This window comes from Stieleria magnilauensis (genome assembly GCA_007753675.1).
Classification (GTDB): Bacteria; Planctomycetota; Planctomycetia; order Pirellulales; family Pirellulaceae; genus Stieleria; species Stieleria magnilauensis.
The window spans coordinates 9,234,599-9,254,161 of record CP036432.1 but is presented as its reverse complement, the minus strand read 5'-3'; the positions used below and the strand labels follow the sequence as shown (position 1 = coordinate 9,254,161).

Here is a 19,563-nt window from a genome sequence, read left to right as displayed (position 1 = left end):
ATCCGCAGTCTGATTCGCAGCCAGATCCTCAGCCTGCGGGGTCTTTCAGGTTGTTTTCATCGAACCCTTTTTGGCGCAGCAGGCAGGCGTCGCAGTGGCCACAGGGTTTTCCGCCCGGGCCGGGATCGTAACAGGACAGGGTCATCGAATAGTCGACGCCCAGGCGGAGGCCCGTTTGAATGATTTCGCCTTTGGTCAGATGGATCAGCGGGGTGTGGACCGTCAGCTTTCGCCCGCTGGTGCCGCTTTGGGTCGCCAGGTTGGCCATCGTCTCAAACGCGGCGATGTACTCCGGGCGGCAATCGGGATAGCCGCTGTAGTCGAGCGAGTTGACGCCGATGAACAGATCGACCGAGCCGATGGTTTCGGCAAAGGCTAACGCCAGAGACAGGAACACAGTGTTGCGTGCCGGCACGTAGGTGACGGGAATTTCCACGCCGATCTGTTCGACGGAGTCTGATTTGGGAACCACGATCGACTGATCGGTCAGCGCCGATCCGCCGAATTGGGACAGATTGATTTCGACGACTCGGTGCGACGCGACGTCGAATTGCCGGGCCAACGCGGCGGCTCGTTCGAGTTCGTATTCGTGTCGTTGGCCGTAGCGAAAGCTGATCGTATGGATGGCAAAGTTTGCTTCGCGTGCGATCGCCAGACAGGTCGCACTGTCGAGTCCACCGGAGAGCAAGACGACGGCGGGGGGGCGGTTTTCGGTCACTGCTTTTTCCATAGCTTGCGTCCGATCGAGGGATGGTAGTTGGTCCAGTTTTCGTTGTTGGTCAAATCCGATTCGATCAGACTGGTAAAGGAAGTGATTTTGGCGTCCAGGTTGTCGATGTGATGCAACGCGATCGCTTCCAAGGTGGCCGGCAAACGGGGGCTGCCGAACTCGAGTTGGCCATGGTGGGACACGATCAGGTGCTCCAGTTGCAACCGCAAGTCGTTGGGGAAATCTTCGTCGGCGTCTTCTTCAAACGCCGCGATCGCGTCGCCGAGCATCTGCACGCCGATGACGATGTGCCCGACCAGTTGGCCGCGGTCGGTGTAGCTGAGTTCGCCGCTGGCGGAGATCTCTTCGATCTTACCCAGGTCATGCAGGAACGCGCCAAACATCAACAGCTCGGTATCCACGCCGGGATAGCGAGGTCCGAGAAACTGGCAGACTTCCATCAGGTCGACGGTGTGCCGCAGCAGCCCGCCGGGGTAGGCGTGGTGGTTGGACACGGCGGCGGTGCCCAGACGAAGTTTGGAGATGAAGGATTCGTCGGACAGGAACGCCTTTCCCAATCCGCGCAGGTAGACGTTGTGCAGGTTCTCGATCATGTCTCGCAAGGTCGCCAGGGCCTGGTCGGCGGCGCCGGCGTCGAACTGATCAAAATCGCTGGGATCGACTTCGGTCTCGGCCAGATCGTCGATGGCGGTCAAGATGACTTGCAACGCACCCTGGTGTACTTGTGTGCGGCCGACGCAATGGACATAGCCGCCGCGACGGATTTTTTCGTAATCCGAATCATCGGCGTTCCACATCATGGCGACGATCGTCCCGCTGCGGTCGGCCAGTTTGAGCAGCAGGTACTTGCCGCCCTGCCGGTTGACGCGGATTTGCTTGTCGGCCAAGCGGAAGGATTGGTCCAGAGATTGGCCGTCGGTCAGTTCGGTGACAAGCGTACGAGGCACGGCAGATTCCCTTTGGCGGGGCGTAAAATGATGAGTCGATGCAAAGGATGCGTGTGATGGCCGCCGATGGCAAGGTGTGGAGGCGTGGGATCCCCTGCGACGCGACCGGCAAAGGGACGAATTCTCGCAAACCGCTTCGTTTATGGCGGTGGACTGTTATACTGGCAGCATGTCGACTCAGATCTCATCCACCGGCAAAACCCGATCCTCGGTCAACTTGGTTCGGTCCTCGCACTCGTGGACCGAAGCCGAAAGTGCGGCCGGATTTGTGTTGCGTTATCTGTCGCCGATGCGAAAGCAGTTGACCACGGTGATGGGGTCGACCGAAGAAGCGGATCAGGCGTTGCGGATTCTATTGACGCACCTGGTTTCGGCGGGATTCGGCGAGCATCGCAAGGGGCGGCTGCGAGACTTTTTGGCGCGGGCGGTGAAATCCTGTGCCAAGGCGCGGTTGGTCGAACAGGGCGGCGCCGAATCGGACCAGGAAAAATCGCCCTCGGTGACACTCGATTCCAAGCAGTGGCTCGTGTTGTGGCGAAATTGTCTGCTCGAGCGGGCGTGGCGAGCGTTGGAACGGATGCAGCACCAAGATGCCAGCCGGCCGCTGTACAGCGTCTTGTGGGCCAGCACGATTCATCCCAAGGCCAGCTTGGAAGAGATCGCCGTCGAAGTCGAAAAGGCGTGCTCGGTCAAGCTGGATCAAGTTCAGTTGCAGCAATTGAAATTGGAAGCCAAAGCGGCCTTCGCACAGTTGTTGGCCGACGAAGTGGTCGAAACGCTGGAAAACCCGGACAAAGCAGCGGTCAAGAAGGAAATCCAGTCGCTCGGAATCGGTAGCGCGTTCAGCGGATTGACGGTTTAACGGTAGTGATTGGAACCGGGGCCGTCGTGTGTCATAATGGTGGCGTGTCCGCTGTTGTGGCCCGCCCGCAATCTCGGACGCACCGGCCGGTCTTGATCGCCATTCGGGTTGCCCCATGCACTGCCGCATTGCGCCCGCCGGCCGGTCCCCCCCTCCCCCTACCACCCGCTTTTTCCGGCAACGATCCCTGTGACCCACTGAAGTCTTGAGCCGACCGGGGCTCGACGCAAACCGTACCAACGAGGCGGACGCGTCGCCTGCGTTCCGGTCGGTCGTCAACGGGCAGTGCGTTCGGTGTCGTTATCGTTTTGGAGAAACAAACGCGATGTCCATTTTCATGCGTTTCCCGTTCCGCCTCGTCCTTGCCGCAATCAGTGTGGCAATCCTTGTCGACGTCGGCTCCGTGAAGGCTCAGGAACGCACCGCGGTGGACGAGGAGGGGCGGATCGTCAACTTTCAACGTGACATCGTTCCGATCCTGCGGGCCAGATGTTTGGAGTGTCACAACGAAGAGGAAGCGAAGGGGGACTTTCGTGTCGATGACGCCGAGACGTTCTTGTCGTACGTCGAACCGGAAGATGCCGAGTCGAGCACCGTGTTGGCGGACTACATGCTTTCGGACGATCCCGACATGCTGATGCCGCCCCCATCCAAAGGCGGCCCGATGTCGCCGCACGAGTTGTCGTTGGTGCGGGTTTGGATCGACGAAGGCGCCGACTGGCCCGAGGACGTCGCGATCGTCCCCATCTCGTCTCAGCCGGAACAAGCGGTTGCCGAGCCGGTCGCCGAAGCACCCAAGTCGCTCGTGGATCGGGTCTGGGCGTTCCAGGGTTTTTTGCATCCCGCCACCGTCCATTTCCCGATCGCGCTGTTGCTGTTCGGCGCGCTGTTCGTCGTTTTAGGATGGAAGTGGCCGGGTCTGGGGCAACAGATCCCCTTGGCCTGTTTGCTGTTGGGTTCCTTGATGGCGATCGCTTCGACCGCGATGGGATGGTCGTTCGCGATCGAGAAAGGCTACGGATCCTGGACCAAGGTCGACATGGATAGCGAAGTGTTCTGGCATCGCTGGAGCGGGGTGATCGTGGCCGTCACGTCCGCCGTGCTGGCGCTGGTCGCACTGCGAGCGTTGGCGACGAAAAATGATTCGCTCGAACGGACTTGGAAGATCGGCCTGTTGGTCGTCGCGGGAATGGTCGGCGCGGTCGGACACCAGGGTGGCGAGATGACCTATGGCAAGGATTTCTATCCCAAGGCGTTCCGAATTTTGATGGGCACCGAAGGCGAACCGGCTGAGGAACAGCTCGCGGAGGAACCCGCGGCATCGGCTGACGATGAGATCATCGCCGCGTCGGTTACCCCCGTACCGTCCAACTGACGCGGGGCGTCACGCGTGTTTGAGCCGACTCTCACCGGCTCAATCGGCATGGTAATTGCCACACGAGGACAACGCTTGTGAACCGGCTGTCTGACGCCGGGAAAAAGGATTGCAAGCGAACGCTGCACGGAGGGTGGCCTGACAAGAAAGAAACAACAGTGAGAGTGCGAATCGTGGGCGTTATCAATCAAGCGGAAGGCCAGTTCAACAGTGCAGTAGACGAAATGGATCCGCCGGTGGTGGGGGCTCTGCCCGAGTCGACGGCGCCGCTCAGGTCTCGCCGCCAAGCCTTGCGACAAAACCGTTCCAGCGGGTCTGCGACCGCGATTCTGGCACTCGAAGCGTCACACCAGCTGCGACTGGCCATCCGAGGTGTCATCGCCGTGTTGTGCGTGGTGGCGGTGTTCCTGTTTCTTTTCTTTCCGGAGTTTTCCGGATACGCAACGCTGTCGTTGCCGATGTTGGTGGTCGCGTTTATGGGGCTGCGTTTTTTCGGCAGGACGGCTCGTCTAATGGGAGCAGTTGGCGGTCGATTTTCGCGCAGACGGCGTGGACGTTTGGCGACCGCAGTGGTCAGTTCTGTGTCAAGTTTTGTGCTGAAAGGATTCATCGGATTCTTGTTAGCGAGCGCTGCCGTGATCGGATCCACCTATGAACTTCCCTACGTCGGTTTTGTTGCGGTGGTGTTGCTGTTGGCAGCCGTCTTGTCGAACTATCCGGGCCGCGGATTGTTTCCCGGGATGAGGTATGAAGAGCGTCGCGAGCGGTTGCGGCGCCAATCGCAGGAAGCTTTGGCGTGTGCGTCGTTCGACGCGCTCGTGGCGCCGCGGGAATCGTTTCGTCGCGTCGACGGCAATCACCTCTGTGTCACCCCAGTCAGCATGGATTTTAAGGATTCAGCTCTGGACCCGAGTGATGGCATCGACATCGAGTATGACGAGGTGGAAATCGAAGAAGACGATTTCTTCTGCGACGGCTACAGCAACGACTACCGAGATGACTACCGCGACGCACCACCGCAGTTGCACGTGATCGGCGAATGATCGGTGGCGGGGTGTCGTCTAGCCCGTATTTCTACGTCGGGTGATTTCTGGTGATCGGCGGATCGCGTATTCTGTGTGAGGGACGTTCCGGGCACGAATCACGCAATCATGGACACGGGAAAACGAGTGGCGAAAAGCGAAAAGAAGAAAAAACCGGGTTCCAAAACCGCCTCACGCAAAGCACTGATCGATCGTCCGCTGCCGGAGGATCGTTTTCTCAACCGCGAACTCAGCTGGCTGGCATTCAATCAACGCGTTCTGGCCCAGGCGGCCGACGGCAGCTTGCCGATTCTCGAACGCGCCAAGTTTCTGGCCATCACCAGTTCCAACCTGGACGAATTCATGATGGTCCGCGTCGGCGGGCTCAAGATCTTGCACCAACGCAACCCGACGCAGCGGGATCCGGCAGGCTTGGTGGCGGTCGAGCAACTGCAGGCAGTCGCCAAAAAGGGGCATGAGATCGTCTCACGGCAGTACCAATTACTTCGCCAGGAGGTGCAGCCGAAATTGGAGTCGGCCGGCATCGCGCAGATCGATTTGACGCAAGCCAGCGAGGCCGAGCATGGCTCGGCGACCGCCCGATTCTGGCGAGATGTCTTTCCCGTGCTTTCTCCCCAAGCGGTTTCCTCGGACAGCTTTCCGCTGCTGCAAGGCCTGGGGTTGCACCTGTTCATCCGTCTGAAACGGGATCCCGACACCCGGCTCGGCAAGGCGAGCGACGGTCCGGAGTCGGGCGAAGCAGAGGGCTCTGCCGAAACGTCGGAATACGCGTTGATTCCGATGGGGCGGTCGCTGCAACGCGTGTTGCCGATCTCGGGCGACAAACGGCACGGGTATGTCTTGTTGGAGAGTTTGGCGGCACACTTTGTCGACGAATTTTTTCCGGGCCGCGAAGTGCTCGAGTGTGTCCCCTTTCGGCTGACCCGCAACGCCGACATCGAGTTTCGCGAAGACGCCGCGAGCGATCTGCTGGGCGGGATGGAAGAGATCTTGGAGAACCGGCGCTACGCCAGACCGGTTCGTCTGGAATACGGAGCGTCGGCCAGCGAGGAGGCGGTCGAGTTCTTGCAGAAGGTTCACCACTTGCACCCCGAAGACCTGTACGCGATCGACGGCCCGATCGATCTGAGCTTTCTGTTCACGCTGCACGGGGAAGAGGGTTTCGATCACCTCCGCGATGAAGTCTGGCCGGCCAAGCCACATCCGCGGATCGATCCGGAAGAGTCGATGTTCACGACGATCGCGGCGGGCGATGTGTTGATGGTCCATCCCTACGATCGATTCGACTCCGTCGTGCGGTTGATCGAGGAGGCTGCGGCGGATCCGGATGTGTTGGCGATCAAACAGGTGTTGTATCGAACCAGCAAAAACAGCCCGGTCGTTGCGGCGTTGGAACGCGCCGCCGAACGCGGCAAGTACGTCACCGCGATCGTGGAATTGAAAGCCCGCTTCGATGAGGCGCGCAACATCGAATGGGCAAAGGAAATGGAACGCGCCGGCGTCCAGGTCATTTATGGAATCCACGGGCTCAAGACGCATGCCAAGGTGTGCATCATCGTTCGGCGTGAACCGCAAGGCATCGTCCGCTACATGCACTTCGGCACCGGCAATTACAACGAGGCCACGGCGAAGCTGTACAGTGACATTTCATTGCTGACGTGTGACGAGGTGTTGGGCCACGACGCGACGAACTTTTTTAATGCGATCACCGGTGCCAGCCAGCCCAGGGCGCTGGAAGAGTTGGCCGCCGCACCGACCACGATGCGACGCCGCTTTCTGGATTTGATCGAAGAGGAAACGCAGCGCAGTCTGCAGGGCGGCCGCGGGCAAATCACCGCCAAACTCAACGCGTTGGTGGACCCGGAGGTCATCGATACGCTTTATCGTGCCAGTCGCGCGGGGGTGAAGATTCGCTTGAACGTCCGTGGACAGTGTTGTTTGCGGCCCGGTGTGAAGAACTTGAGCGATTCAATCGAAGTGATTTCGATCATCGATCGGTTCCTGGAGCACGCGCGGATTTTCTGTTTCCATCAGGACGGCGACGAGAAACTATTGATCGGCAGTGCGGATTGGATGACACGGAACTTGGATCGCCGTGTCGAGCTGTTGGTGCCTGTGGCGGATCGCAAGTGCTGTGATCGGTTGAAGGAAGTGTTGGAGACTTATTTCCAGGACAACACCAATTGCTGGAAGATGATGCCCGACGGCGAATACCGTCAGCCCGATCGAGGTGATGAGCCTCCGTTGCGTTCCCAGCGGGTGTTGTACGACCGTGTGGTCAACACATGGAAGAAAGCCGAATCGAGTCGCCGCGCGACGTTCCGCCCGATCAGTGCGGGAAGCTAGAGCGCGGGAAGCTAGAGTGGGGTAAGCATCCTGCTTGCCATCCACGCCGGCTCCGCCGGCGGGCTTGGGTAGGGCATGCTGTGCATGCCAATTGCTACCGACAACCTCCCCCCTTTCGATCGGCCGGCGGCTTTGCCGCCGGCCGATCGAAAGGGGGGAGAGGGTTTGGGCTTTCTTTCCTGGGGTGGCGGTCACTTCGCTGCGCTCGTTCCCTGACCCCAGGCTCTGTTGTGGATGCCCTTTGGGCAACGGCCGCGGTATGAGTTGCGCAGCAACGTGAATTGGGCATCAGCGACCCATTCCGCAGCGACCGATTTTGCGCCGTCCAGGCGGAGCCTCGGAACAAGTCGGTGACCCGGCCTCACACGGTGACTTCGACGCTCAATGAATCTTGATCGGCGTAGCGGCGGCGGATCGGTTCGATCTCTTGTTCGATGAACTCGTCGACTTGTTCGGGGGCGCGTCCGACGAAATCGAGCGGGTTGATTTCGGTGTCGAACGAGACGGCGGAGAAGGCGTCGTCGTTCTTGAGCCGTTCGATCATGTCATTCGGTTTGCCTTCGGCGTTGACCAATCGAGCGACTTCGCGGCTGTGGACGCGAATCCGTTCGTGCAGCTCTTGGCGATCTCCGCCCGCTTCGACGGCGCGCATCATGATGTTTTCCGTTTCCATGTACGGCAATTCCTTCGCCAGATTGTGCTCGATGGTCTTGGGGTAGACGACGAATCCGCTGGCGATGTTTTGCATCAGCACCAAGGAGGCGTCGATCGCCAGGAAGGCTTGGGGGATCACCAGCCGGCGGTTGGCGCTGTCGTCCAGCGTGCGTTCCATCCACTGCGTGGCGGCCGTCATCGCCGGACTGCTTTGCAAGCTCATCACAAACCGTGTCAGGGCACAAATCCGCTCGCTCCGCATCGGGTTGCGTTTGTAGGGCATCGCCGACGAACCGATCTGTTGTTTTTCGATCGGTTCTTCGATTTCTTTGCGGTTGGCTAACAGCCGGATGTCGGTCGCGGTCTTGTGCAGGCTTTGGGCGATCCCGCTGAGTGCGTCCAGCAATTGCGCGTCGACTTTCCGCGGATAGGTTTGCCCGGTCACGGCGTAGGTTCGTTCGAATCCGATTTTCTCTGCAATGCGGCGTTCCAGCTGGCGGACCTTGTCGTGATCGCCCCCGAACAATTGCAGGAAACTGGCTTGGGTCCCGGTGGTTCCCTTGGCGCTGCGGGCGCAGAGCGTGTCGAGTCGGTGTTCGATTTCGTGCAGGTCCAGGACCAGGTCATAGGTCCACAGGCAGCACCGTTTGCCGACGGTCGTCGGTTGGGCGGGTTGCAGGTGGGTGAAGCCAAGGCAGGGCAGGGCACGGTGCTGGGCGGCGAAGGTGGCCATCGTGTCGATGGTGGCGGCCAGCCGTCGGGCGACCAATCGCAGCGCGTCGCGGATCAAAATGACGTCAGCGTTGTCGGTGATGAAACAACTGGTGGCGCCCAGGTGAATGATTTTCTTGGCGTCGGGGCATTGGTCCCCGTAGGCCTCGACATGGGCCATCACGTCGTGGCGTCGAATCCGCTCGTATTCTTGGGCCACGTCCAGATTTAGATTGGACTCAAACGCGCGGAGTTGGTCCAATTGCGTGTCAGAAATTTCGATTCCGAGCTCTTTTTCGCTTTCTGCCAGGGCAATCCAGAGGCGTCGCCAGGTCTGGAAACGTCGATTGGGGCCCCAAAGCGTCGCCATTTCTCGAGACGAATAGCGTTCGATCAGAGGGTTTTGGTACGTTGATTCGGCGGGATTAGACGAGGATAAAGTCATTTCGATGGTATTGGGACGTCGGAATCGAAGGCGTTTCGTGGTTCAATCGAGTGCGATAACATACTGGGCTTGCGATGTCTGACAATTCGTCGATCGATGAACGCCACTCGTTGCGAGTAGGTCTCGCTCCCCCTCGAGATTCACAAGCCGCTGAGTCCAATATGCATTTGAGCCTTATTGAGCGATTCTCCGCCCCGGCGTTTTTTCGAATCAGCGGATTTTTTCACAACATAGTGGCAGCTCAACGTCAGCGTTTGCCGAAAGATAATTTTATGAGAGTTGGTCTTCCTTTGATCCGATCGTCGGCGGCTGTCCTGTGTGGCGTCGCCTTGTTGTCCCTGGCCCCTTTGGCTTGTGCTGCGGAACCGGTGCAGCTTGAGCAGGAGGCCGAATCGCCCCAGGTCGAAGTCCAACCGGGGCAGGAGCCGGGGCAGGCAAAAGCGGACGAATATGTCTCCGCGGTTGATCTGTTGCCCGAATCCACTGCGGGGGTCATCCGGATTCCCGAGTTGCCGGCGTTTTGCGACGCCTGGGAACGAACGCAGATCGGGCTGCTGTTTGCCTCCGAGGAAATGCAGCCGTTTCTCGATGACCAGCGGGAACGCGCGCGGTCGTACTTTGATTCGCTCAACCGCAAGATCGGATTGAAACCCGATGATCTGTACGAGATCGCGTCGGGAGAAGTCACCCTGGCGTGGTTGTCGTTCACCGATGACAAACGCCGTCCGTATGCACTGTGCGTCATCGCGGACATTCGCGACCGGAAAGTGGAAGCCGACCAGGCAGCGGAAAAGATCGACGCCGACTTGAAAGCCGGTGGCGCGGTTCGCACCGATGTCAAATACGGCGACGAAACGATTCGGGTCTACCGCACCAAGCCGAAACCCGGGCAACTGAAAATCGTCGAGATCGCGCTGACCTGGAATGACGATCGCTTTATCGCGGCCGATCGCGAGAGCGTGGTTCAAGGTGTGATGGACGTCGCCGCCGGAAAATCGCCCGCCAAAGCCTTTTCCAGCCGAGCGTCCTACCAACAAGTGCTCGCCGATTCGACCGCCGAGATCGATTCGGCAAACGAGAAACAAGCAACGGTCTGTTGGCAGTGGTATGCCGAGCCGTTTGCCATGGGACGGATCTTGCGCGAGGTCGTCGAGTATGACCGCCGCGATGATCTGGATGTGATCGAGCTGCTCGAGCGACAGGGCTTTGGCGTGATCGAGGCGGTCGGTGGCGTCGGTGTCGTGGCCGGCAAGCGATTCGACGTGCTTCACTGCGGCGTCGTGTTGGCCCCCGGCAAATTGACCAAAGCCGCTCGGATGTTGCAGTCCAAGAATTCCATCCGTCTGCCGATTCCAACTTGGCCGACCGAAGACACCGGCGCGTTCTTTCGATTCAATTGGGAATTGGAGTCCGCATTTTGGGCGGCCGAATCGTTGGTCAACGATGCGTTGGGCGAAGATCTATTTCGGCCGATGATTGAAGGGATCCGCGATGACCCCGAAGGCCCGCAGATCGATATCGCGAGAGACTTTTTGCCCAACTTGGAAAACGAGGTGATTCTGATCACCGACAATACGATGCCGGCCGGGCCAGAGTCGGATCGGATGTTGGTCGCCCTACGGATCAAGAACGCGGACGTCGTCGCCAAGGTCGTTCAGAAAGCGATGGAAGTCGAACCGGACGCGATCAAATTGGAGGTGCCCGAGTTCGACGTCTGGCGTGTCGAACGCGGCAAGAACGACAGTGATGATATCGACGCCCAATTGGCGGCACTCGGCTTTGACGAAAACATCGACGAAGAAGACACCTCGCCGTTGCTCAACCACTGGGCGATCGCGGTTGTCGAAGGCCAGCAGGATGACGATGCCGACTACCTAATGTTTTCCAGCCACTCGGAATTGTTGGTTAAGCTCGGCAAACGCGTTCGAGTCGGAGAGACGGGAGATCGTTTGGCGGCGACCGAGCGTACCAAGACAATCGTCGCAGCGATCGACGATTTGAATCAGGGCAACGAGGTCACCTACGACAGTGTCGTTCACCCCAGCATCGCATTGCGGGCACGCTACGAACTGCTGCGGAAAGGACAACTCAAGGACAGCGATTCGCTGATCGCCAATTTGCTCCGGCGGATCGTCGAAAACGACGAAGACGGCGAGCCGGATCCGATTCAAGCCGGCAAGCTGCCGCCGTTCGAGACGATCAAAGAATTCTTCACCAGTGCCGGAGCGTTCTGGGAAAAGACCGACAGCGGTTGGACCATGACCGGGTTCTTGATGGCTGAGTAGTCGTTTGTCTGACATTTGTTAGCGGAACGGCGCGAGCCGTCCTGTGTCAGCGCGAAAGCACCCTGGAAAACTGGAAGGCTCGCGCCCTGCCGCTTCGTAAGGCCCGTCGGCTTGCGCCAAACGGCTGATGATCGTTTGACATCAGCCGGTTCGCGCAAGCGTCCGGGCCTTTTCCGTTGAGGTTTCACGCCAGCGGCGTGCCACATCAAAGCTTGGGGTCGCGCCCGCGCACCCCAAGATCCGGTCTAAAGCACTTCCTTGAGTGCCTCGATCATCACCGGCAGGACTCGGGCTTGGACGTCGCTGAGCGTGCCTTCTTGGAACGCACCGGCGGCCGCTTTGTGCCCGCCGCCGCCGAACTGTTCGGCGATCTCGTTGACGGCAAGATCGCAGCGGCTGCGGAACGAAATTTTGAAACCGCCGCGTCGTTGGCCGACGAAGATCACCGCCGCCTTGGTGTTGGCAACCGCCAGGGTCAGATTGATCGAATCTTCGGTATCACTGGGCAACGCCCCGACCGCTTCAAAGTCTCTGGTTTCGACGTAGGTGTGCATCAGCGCGCCGTCGAGTTCGCTTTGGGTTCGCGAGAGGATCAGGCCGCGTAATTTCAGTCGCGCCAGCGTGTCGCGTTCGTACAGGTCGCTGTAGACTTCGGCCGGGACCACACCGGCGTCCACCAGCCGCGCGATGACGCGATAGGTTTCCGCGGTCACGCTACCGAAACGGAACCAGCCGGTGTCGGTGGCGATCGCGGCAAACAGTGGCTGGGCCATTTGACGGGTGATCGGGACGCCCAACGCATCGGCCGCTTGCACGACCAGGGTTCCGCACGCCTCGGCTTGGTAATCCTTGTACATCGTCGCGCCCAGGTCGTCTTCACCGACGTGGTGATCGAGCACCATCTTGTCGCACGACGCGGCTCGCACGACGTCGGCCATGTCGCCCAGTTGAACCCACGCGCTGGTGTCCAGGATCATGATGCAATCGGCCGAGATGTCTTCGGGCTCGACGTCGTCACCGAGGATTTCGATGTTGCCGGCGGGGTCGAGGAATTGCAGCGACGGTGGGACGCGGTGGGCGTTGATGATGCGGACGTCTTTGCCGATCTGGCGAAGGACATGCGCCATGCCCAGTTCGCTGCCCAGGGCGTCGCAGTCCGGCCGCACGTGGCTGACCAGGACAAAGGATTGGTAGTGGCTGATTTGGTCGACAAATCGTTTCCAGTTGACGCTCATCGGGGATCGGTCGCGTTAGGGGAGTGCCAGCAGTTGCTGGGCGGATTGAATGTCTTTTCGCAGTTGGTCGGCGATCGCTTCGACGGAATCAAAACGAACGACGCCTCGGACACGATCGATCAACTCGACGGAGACGGTTTGCCCGTAGAGGTCGCCGCTGAAACCGATCAAGTGGACTTCCACCTTCGTCGGATCACCCGATTGAAACGTCGGGCTTTCGCCGATGTGGATTGCGGCCGGGTGGCGGGTGGTTCCGACCGAGGCAAACCCGGCATAGACGCCCCCGGCGGGGATGACCACGTCGATCTGTTCCAGGTTGGCGGTCGGGAAACCGAGGGTGCGGCCCCGCCGATCGCCCTGGGCGACGACGCCGCAGAGCAGATGTGGCGTGTCCATCATCGCAGCCGCCTCGCGGACGTTCCCTTCGGCCAACAGGTCGCGGATCCGTGTGCTGCTGATCATCGCGCCGTCGGCCGATTCCATCTCGGCGACGCGGAATTCGATGCCTTGATCGTGACACAATGTTCGCAGCACCTCGACGTCGCCGCGGCGGTCTTTTCCGAAACAAAAGTTTTCGCCTTCGACCACGCCGCGGCATTTCAAATTGTCCCGGACCAGTGCGCCAAAGAACCGTTCGGGCGAGAGGTTCAACAGGTCCGTTGAGGTCTGGCAAACGACCAGATAGTCGATGCCGAGTTTCGTCATCCGACGCGCGCGTTCCTCGACCGAAGTCAACCGTTTGGGGGCTAATTCGGGACGCAGGATCGCGATCGGATGGGGATCAAACAGGCAGGCGATCGCGGGGCCGCCGAGTCGATCGGCCAGTTGCCGGGTCTGCCCCAGTAAGCTGGCGTGGCCGAGGTGCACGCCGTCGAAATTCCCGATGCTGACGACACCACCTTGCAGCGCAGCATCGACCGCGGAGAGGGTGATATCGGGAATCGAAACAATTTCGGTCACGAGAAGCGAATGGGCGGGGAGGGGGCGGCCGCAATCGGGGGCCAAAACGCGTAGTTTGGCCGATTGGCAAGGATCGGGGGAGTGGGGGCGGAAATCTCGCCCGAACGGTCCCCCGCAGGATTCCGACGGCGACGCGTCAGCCGGCTCGCGCCAGCGTCCGGGCTTGGTGATCGTTGGGCCCGTGGGCTCGCGCCAAACGGCTGATGATCGTTTGTAATCAGCCGGCCCGCGCCAGCGTCCGGGCACCGCGGTCCGGCGACGACCGAATCAAACCGTCATCGCAGTCGGTCGAACAGCCACTTGGGGGCTCCATTGCGTAGCCCGTCGATCAGCACCGCGATGATGATGATCACGCCGATGATGATGTGGGTGTAGGTGTTGGGGATCGACAACATGGTGCACCCGCTGCTGATCGTTTTGATGATCAGCGCGCCGATGATCGTTCCCAGTACCGATCCGCGTCCGCCGCTCAGGCTGCCTCCGCCCAGCACCACTGCGGCGATGATTTCCAATTCCTTGCCCGTGCCGTCGGACGGGTTCCCGTTTTTGACGTTGGCAAAATAGAGCAGGGCACCGACGGCGACAAAGACACCGGCCAAGGCGTACACCAAGGCGGTCGTCCAGCCGACCCGAATTCCACACAGTCGCGCCGTCGAGGCGTTTGATCCGATCGCGACCACGTTGCGGCCGAACACGGTGAAGTGCATCACCGCGGCGACCAGCAATCCCAGCACGATTGCGATCAACGCGCTCGAGGGGATGTGCAGGAAACCCAACCAGTAGTGATCCGAATTGCTGCCGGTGTAACACAGATAGCGCAACCAGTCCGGCAGGTGTCCCGACTCGGGGTACACGGTCGATTCGTCCGCGATGACTTGCCCCAGTCCTAGAAAGATCGTCATCGTGCCGAGCGTGACGATGAACGGCACCATCTCGGTCAAGCTGATGATCAGTCCGTTGATCAAACCGCACAGGATGCCGACGCCCAGTCCGAGGGCGAGTGCGGCGGCGATCCATGTCGCCGCGCCGGCCTGGTCGGCCGGAATCGTGTAGTCGCGAAACGCGATCGCCAGCGCGGTCCCGCTGAGTGTCAACGCGGTACCGGCGGACAGGTCGATGCCGCCGGCGATGATGATCATTGTCATGCCGAGCGCGGGGACGGCGATCAGGGCGGCGGAATTGACGATCACGCGGGCGTTGCGCGGCGAAAAGAACCGGCCGCTGCCGAATTGCCAGTCCAGCAGCGCGAACAGTGCGATGATCGCCAGTAAAGCCAACGTCGGCCCATGCCGAAACGAAGTCAGCCAATGCAATTTATTTCGTCGTGTTTGGTTTTCGGTCATCGTTCTTCCACGGCAGCCAGTGCCGCCACCATCAATTCCTCTTCGTCCCATTGATCTGCATCACGCGTTTCGGCAAGCCGACCACGCGTCATCACGCCGACTCGATCGCAGACCGCCAATAATTCCGGCAGATACGAGCTGACAAAAATGACCGTTTTCCCGTCGGCCGCCAACTCGCCCATCATGCGATAGATTTCCGCTTTGGTGCCGACGTCGATTCCCTTGGTCGGTTCATCCAGCAGATAGATCTCCGCGTCTTGGGCGAGCAGCCTCGCGATCGCGACTTTCTGTTGATTGCCGCCGGACAGTTCGGATACCGACTGGCCGGGATCTTGGGCTTTGATTTCGACTTTCTTGATCCACTCTCTGGCGTCGCGCAGGCGTGCCTTCAAGTTGATCCAACCGGCGGTGGTGTAACGATCGTGGTTGCCCATCGCCAGGTTTTCGACGATCGACAGGTTTTGCGCCAAGCCTTCGTTCTTGCGGTCTTCGCTGAGCAGTCCGAACCCGGCTTTGCGGCGCCCGCGAACGTTGTGTGGCAGTCGTCGTCCGTCCAGTCGCACATGGCCGGCATAGGTCGGTTCCAAGGCGAACAGGCAGCGCAGCAATTCGGTGCGTCCGGCGCCGACCAGTCCGGCGACGCCAAAGATTTCTCCCCGACGCAGTGCCAGCGAAACGTCTTTGGGCATCGGCGCCGCACCCAGGTCTTCGACCTCCAGACGCACCTCGCCGATTTCGTGGGGCACCGAGGGGAACAGGTCGTCGACGTCGCGGCCCACCATCAGCGAGATGATTTGGTCGTCGGTGATCGACGCCAGTTGGCCGCTGCCGACAGAATTGCCATCGCGTAGGACCGCGTAATCGTCCGCGACGCGGCGAACTTCTTCCAAGAAGTGGCTGATGTAAATGATCGCCAACCCGCGGCTGCGAAGGTTGTCGATGATTTGAAACAACCGGTCCACGTCGGCCGCCGGCAGCGAACTGGTCGGTTCGTCAAACAGAATGATCTTGGCGTCGCTGATCAGGGCGCGTGCGACTTCGATCAACTGTTGCGTGGCGACGGATTGGTCGCCGGTGCGGGCTTTGGGGGAGACGTGATGGAGGCCGACGCGATGCAGTGCTTCGGTGACCGCAGCGCGTTGGTTGGATCGAAACAGTGTTCCCGCGCCGGTGCCGGTGCGTCCCAGCATCACGTTGTCTTCGACGCTCAAGTCGGGTGCCAGGGTCAGTTCCTGGTACACGATTGCGACACCGCTGTCGCGCGCGTCGATGGGGCTGGATGGACGGTAGGGCCGGCCTTCGAGAGACATCGTTCCGGCATCGGCACGATGCGCGCCGCTGAGTGTTTTCAGCAGCGTGCTCTTGCCCGCGCCGTTCTCGCCGATCAATGCCAACACGCGACCCGCGTGGGCCGACAGCGAAACATTTTCCAGTGCGATCGTGGGGCCGAACCGTTTGCTGATTCCGGTGACTTCGAGCAACGGGTTCACTACAGCGTTTCGGGTTGGAGCAGTTTTTGATACTTCTCTTCGTCCATGTTCTCCGGCGTCGCCAGGTATTCACCGGTGCTTTGAAACGCTTCGGCGGATTTGCCGTTGAGCGAATCGACGAGCGTGATGACGGATTGATATCCCATCTGCACGGGATCTTGCAGCACGATGCCGTGGCAATGGCCGTCTTTCATCGCTTGGATCAGGGCGTCGCTGGGGTCAAAGGCGATGAATTTGATTTTGCCCGCCATGCCTGCGTTCTTGATCGCTTCCAGCGTCCCGTTCGCGTTGGGTTCGCAGACGGCAAAGATCCCCGACAGTGTTTCACCATGCAGTTGCAGCAGTTGGTCGACCTTTTCTTTGGCGCTGGTGGCGTTGCCACCGGCGTATTGGTCGGAGGAAACGACCGTGATGTCGGGATACTTCTTGAGTGCGTCCAGGTAGCCGTTTTCGCGTTGCTCGGTGCTTTCGCTGCCGGCGAGGTAACGCAGCAAAATGACGTTGCCTTTTTCGCCGATGGCCTTGGCCATCGCGTCGCCGGCCATCTGACCGCCCTTGAAGTTGTCGGTCGCGACGTAGCTGACGATCTCGGGGCCCTCGTCCAATCCGCTGTCGAAGATCACGACCGGAATGCCTTCACCGATCGATTCTTCGACCGCGTCGACCAGGCCGCCTTTTTGGTTCGGTGCCAAGGCGATGCCGTCGACGCCCATTGTGATCATGTCCTTGACGACTTCGATTTGGCTGCCGGTGTCGCTTTCCTCGACCGGGCCACGCCAAACAATTTCGACGTTGCCGATTTCTTGGGCCGCCTTCTCGGCGCCGAAGTGCACCGATCGCCAGAACTCGTGGCTGGTGCCCTTGGGGATCACCGCGATCCGGAGTTGCTTGCCGTCGGATGCGTTGTCCGCGTTGGACGCGGAGGAATTGTCGGACGAAGATTTACAACCGGCCACGATCAAGGCGATGACCAGCAGCGAGGCGAAAGACACAGGAAAACGTTTCATGGGAGACTTCGTAGCGATCGGGAAGAGAGGAGGGCAGGGGAACCGCAATGATAGCCGATTCAGCACGCGGCGTGAGCCAGTGGCGCGTCTGCTCAGCCGCCACGCGGCGCTCGCTGACGCATCCCGCTGGGGTGTTGCTCAGTTCAGCAATCCGATCGCCTCGGGGAGCGATTGCAGCAGTTCCACGCAGGTCATGGCGGGCTGGGAGTGGTTCGCCGCGGCGATGTCACCGGCCAGACCGTGAACAAACACGCCCAATCGTGCGGCGTCCCAGGGCGAAAGTCGTTGGCCCAGCAGTGACGTGACGATCCCGGTCAAGACGTCACCGCTGCCGGCACTGGCCATGCCGGGGTTCCCCGTGTTGTTGACAAACCGCACGGCGCCGCGGCCGTCCGCTGCGCGACCGACCACGACGGTCGGTCCGCCTTTGACAACGATCGTCATGCCGTGTTTCTCCACCAGCGATTCCGCCGCGGCAAGTTGGCCGTCGCGATCGCCGGCGGAGACTCCCGTCAGCCGCGCCAGTTCGCCGGGATGGGGCGTCAGGACGAGCTTGGATTGATCGCGGGGCAGGGCAGGGGACTCCAGCAGTCGGTGCTCGGACAACAGGTTGATCGCGTCGGCGTCCATCACACGCAGGCAATCGTTTTTTTCCAACAGCGATTCGACGATCCGCAGCGAACCCGGACCGGTGCGCATGCCCGGACCAACGCCGACGGCATCAAATGAATCGATCGATGGCAGAGTTGCCGACAAACTGAATTGACCGTCACCGGTCTCGGCCAGCGGGATCGTCATGATGCCGGGATGAAAGCCTGCGACGGTTTCCAGGCAGCGATCCGGGATGGCCGTCGAAACCAGTCCCGAACCGGTTTTCAGTGCCGCCATGGATGACAAGGCGATCGATCCCGCCATGCCACGCGAACCGCCGATCAGCAACACGCGTCCGAAGTCGCCTTTGTGCGCATCGGATGCACGGGCGGGGAAGGGCAGGGGAGGCGCGGGGTGGGACATGGGGGAAGACGGCGGCCAAGGGAGGGTTAAGAGTGGTCGGGTCGGTGGACCGATCGGATTTCAGACCATCATACAGGCCACGCATACAAGGCCACGCACACGCCGCGAAGAATTGGGGACGGACTGAAACGCCTGCCGCGTTTCGCTAAGCGGAACGTTGAAGTTGTCGGACGACCAGTCCCGCCAAGTAGGCCGCTTTGAACCCGGCGTCGATGTTGACGACGGCGACGTTGGACGCACAGGAACTGAGCATCCCCAGCATCGCGGTCAGCCCGCCGAGGGTCGCGCCGTAGCCGACGCTGGTCGGGACGGCAAACACCGGGACACTCAAGTGACCGCCGACGGCCGCCGGCAGGGCACCTTCCATGCCGGCGATCACGACCACGGCGGAGGCCTCACGCAAGTGCGGCACCGCGGCCAGCAGCCGGGCCGGGCCGGCCACGCCGATGTCGTCGAATTGTCGAAACGGGATTCCCATCCAGTGCAGGGTCTCGATCGCTTCTTCGGCCACCGGAGCATCGGTGCTGCCGGCGGTGACCACGGCGGCGTGCGCGATTTCGGCCGCGTCGGGAACGGCGGCTGCATCGTTTGAACGTGGCAGTGGAGTCGGCAGTGGCGGATCGGAGATCCCGGCGGTCAGCGTCCTGGCGATCGGGTTGAAACGCACACCGGGGATTTGGGCTTGGACTTGTTCGGCGACTGCGGCGGCGACGCGTGTGGCGAAGGACGGTTGCCCGGCGTCTTGTTGGGCCTGGATGATGCCCGCGATCATGTCGGCCGGTTTGCCGTCGCCATAGATCACTTCGGGGAACCCGCATCGGCGCTGGCGATCCAGGTCCAGGGTGACGCGATCAGTCGCCGTGCCGCCGCCAGCGTTTGAGCCGCCAGCGTTTGAGCCGCCAGCGTTTGGCGTCGAGAAGGGGCCAGTGGTCAGGGTGGCCAAGGCGTCCGACGCGCTGATTCGGCCGGTCGCGACATCGGTCAGCAGGCGGGCCAAGTCGTTGGGATCGGGTTGATGCGGCGGATGGTGCGGCGGATGGAGAGGCAAGGAACGGCCGTGAAAAGTCGGGGAGTGGGACGGGTCGGGGCAGGGCAGGGGAGTCTTGGTCAAAGCGG

The 19,563-nt window shown here is 60.8% G+C and carries 15 protein-coding genes; 5 read left to right on the top strand and 10 right to left on the bottom strand.

Annotation, left to right across the window (positions count from 1 at the left end; all coding sequences use genetic code 11):
* Window positions 1-28 precede the first annotated feature (28 nt).
* Window positions 29-718, bottom strand: coding sequence for a 7-cyano-7-deazaguanine synthase QueC (gene queC, locus TBK1r_RS33330; RefSeq protein WP_372895931.1), 690 nt, complete (start codon window positions 716-718; stop codon window positions 29-31).
* Window positions 715-1,677, bottom strand: coding sequence for a 3'-5' exoribonuclease YhaM family protein (locus tag TBK1r_RS33325; protein WP_145219931.1), 963 nt, complete (start codon window positions 1,675-1,677; stop codon window positions 715-717). The genes queC and TBK1r_RS33325 overlap by 4 nt, the downstream gene beginning before the upstream one ends.
* A 169-nt stretch (window positions 1,678-1,846) precedes the next feature.
* Between TBK1r_RS33325 and TBK1r_RS33320 the strand changes: the two genes are divergently transcribed.
* The 4 genes from TBK1r_RS33320 (at window position 1,847) to ppk1 (ending at window position 7,303) form a co-directional block, all read left to right on the top strand.
* Window positions 1,847-2,539, top strand: coding sequence for a hypothetical protein (locus TBK1r_RS33320; protein WP_145219930.1), 693 nt, complete (start codon window positions 1,847-1,849; stop codon window positions 2,537-2,539).
* A gap of 325 nt (window positions 2,540-2,864) precedes the next feature.
* Complete coding sequence (locus TBK1r_RS33315; protein ID WP_145219929.1) at window positions 2,865-3,914, top strand: c-type cytochrome domain-containing protein; 1,050 nt, start codon at window positions 2,865-2,867, stop codon at window positions 3,912-3,914.
* A gap of 158 nt (window positions 3,915-4,072) precedes the next feature.
* On the top strand, window positions 4,073-4,957 hold the full coding sequence (locus tag TBK1r_RS33310; RefSeq protein WP_145219928.1) for a hypothetical protein: 885 nt from the start codon (window positions 4,073-4,075) through the stop codon (window positions 4,955-4,957).
* Between the two features lie 108 nt (window positions 4,958-5,065).
* Window positions 5,066-7,303, top strand: a complete 2,238-nt coding sequence (gene ppk1 / locus TBK1r_RS33305; RefSeq protein WP_145219927.1) for a polyphosphate kinase 1 — start codon at window positions 5,066-5,068, stop codon at window positions 7,301-7,303.
* Window positions 7,304-7,664: 361 nt separating this feature from the next.
* Here ppk1 and purB read toward each other — a convergent pair whose 3' ends face one another.
* Window positions 7,665-9,113, bottom strand: coding sequence for an adenylosuccinate lyase (purB, locus tag TBK1r_RS33300; protein WP_145219925.1), 1,449 nt, complete (start codon window positions 9,111-9,113; stop codon window positions 7,665-7,667).
* Between the two features lie 272 nt (window positions 9,114-9,385).
* On the opposite strand from purB, the gene TBK1r_RS33295 reads away from it, so the two are divergent.
* Window positions 9,386-11,398 (top strand): membrane or secreted protein, encoded by a 2,013-nt coding sequence (locus TBK1r_RS33295; RefSeq protein WP_145219923.1) that lies wholly within the window; start codon window positions 9,386-9,388, stop codon window positions 11,396-11,398.
* A gap of 245 nt (window positions 11,399-11,643) precedes the next feature.
* On the opposite strand, the gene TBK1r_RS33290 is transcribed toward TBK1r_RS33295, so the two are convergent.
* The 7 genes from TBK1r_RS33290 to larB form a co-directional block, all read right to left on the bottom strand.
* Window positions 11,644-12,633 carry a DHH family phosphoesterase gene (locus tag TBK1r_RS33290; protein ID WP_145219921.1) on the bottom strand — a complete coding sequence of 330 codons (990 nt, stop codon included), beginning with the start codon at window positions 12,631-12,633 and terminating at the stop codon, window positions 11,644-11,646.
* A gap of 15 nt (window positions 12,634-12,648) precedes the next feature.
* Window positions 12,649-13,593 carry a bifunctional riboflavin kinase/FAD synthetase gene (locus tag TBK1r_RS33285; protein ID WP_419580642.1) on the bottom strand — a complete coding sequence of 315 codons (945 nt, stop codon included), beginning with the start codon at window positions 13,591-13,593 and terminating at the stop codon, window positions 12,649-12,651.
* Between the two features lie 275 nt (window positions 13,594-13,868).
* Window positions 13,869-14,936, bottom strand: a complete 1,068-nt coding sequence (locus TBK1r_RS33280; RefSeq protein ID WP_419580641.1) for an ABC transporter permease — start codon at window positions 14,934-14,936, stop codon at window positions 13,869-13,871.
* Window positions 14,933-16,426, bottom strand: coding sequence for a sugar ABC transporter ATP-binding protein (locus TBK1r_RS33275; RefSeq protein ID WP_419580640.1), 1,494 nt, complete (start codon window positions 16,424-16,426; stop codon window positions 14,933-14,935). Before TBK1r_RS33275 ends, TBK1r_RS33280 begins: the two co-directional genes overlap by 4 nt.
* Window positions 16,426-17,433: an ABC transporter substrate-binding protein gene (locus TBK1r_RS33270; protein WP_419580639.1), complete on the bottom strand. Its 1,008-nt coding sequence runs from the start codon at window positions 17,431-17,433 to the stop codon at window positions 16,426-16,428. Before TBK1r_RS33270 ends, TBK1r_RS33275 begins: the two co-directional genes overlap by 1 nt.
* A 138-nt stretch (window positions 17,434-17,571) precedes the next feature.
* Window positions 17,572-18,447 (bottom strand): NAD(P)H-hydrate dehydratase, encoded by an 876-nt coding sequence (locus TBK1r_RS33265; RefSeq protein ID WP_145219913.1) that lies wholly within the window; start codon window positions 18,445-18,447, stop codon window positions 17,572-17,574.
* Between the two features lie 145 nt (window positions 18,448-18,592).
* A complete protein-coding gene (gene larB, locus TBK1r_RS33260) occupies window positions 18,593-19,495 on the bottom strand; it encodes a nickel pincer cofactor biosynthesis protein LarB (protein WP_419580638.1) in 903 nt (300 codons plus the stop codon).
* Window positions 19,496-19,563 lie beyond the last annotated feature (68 nt).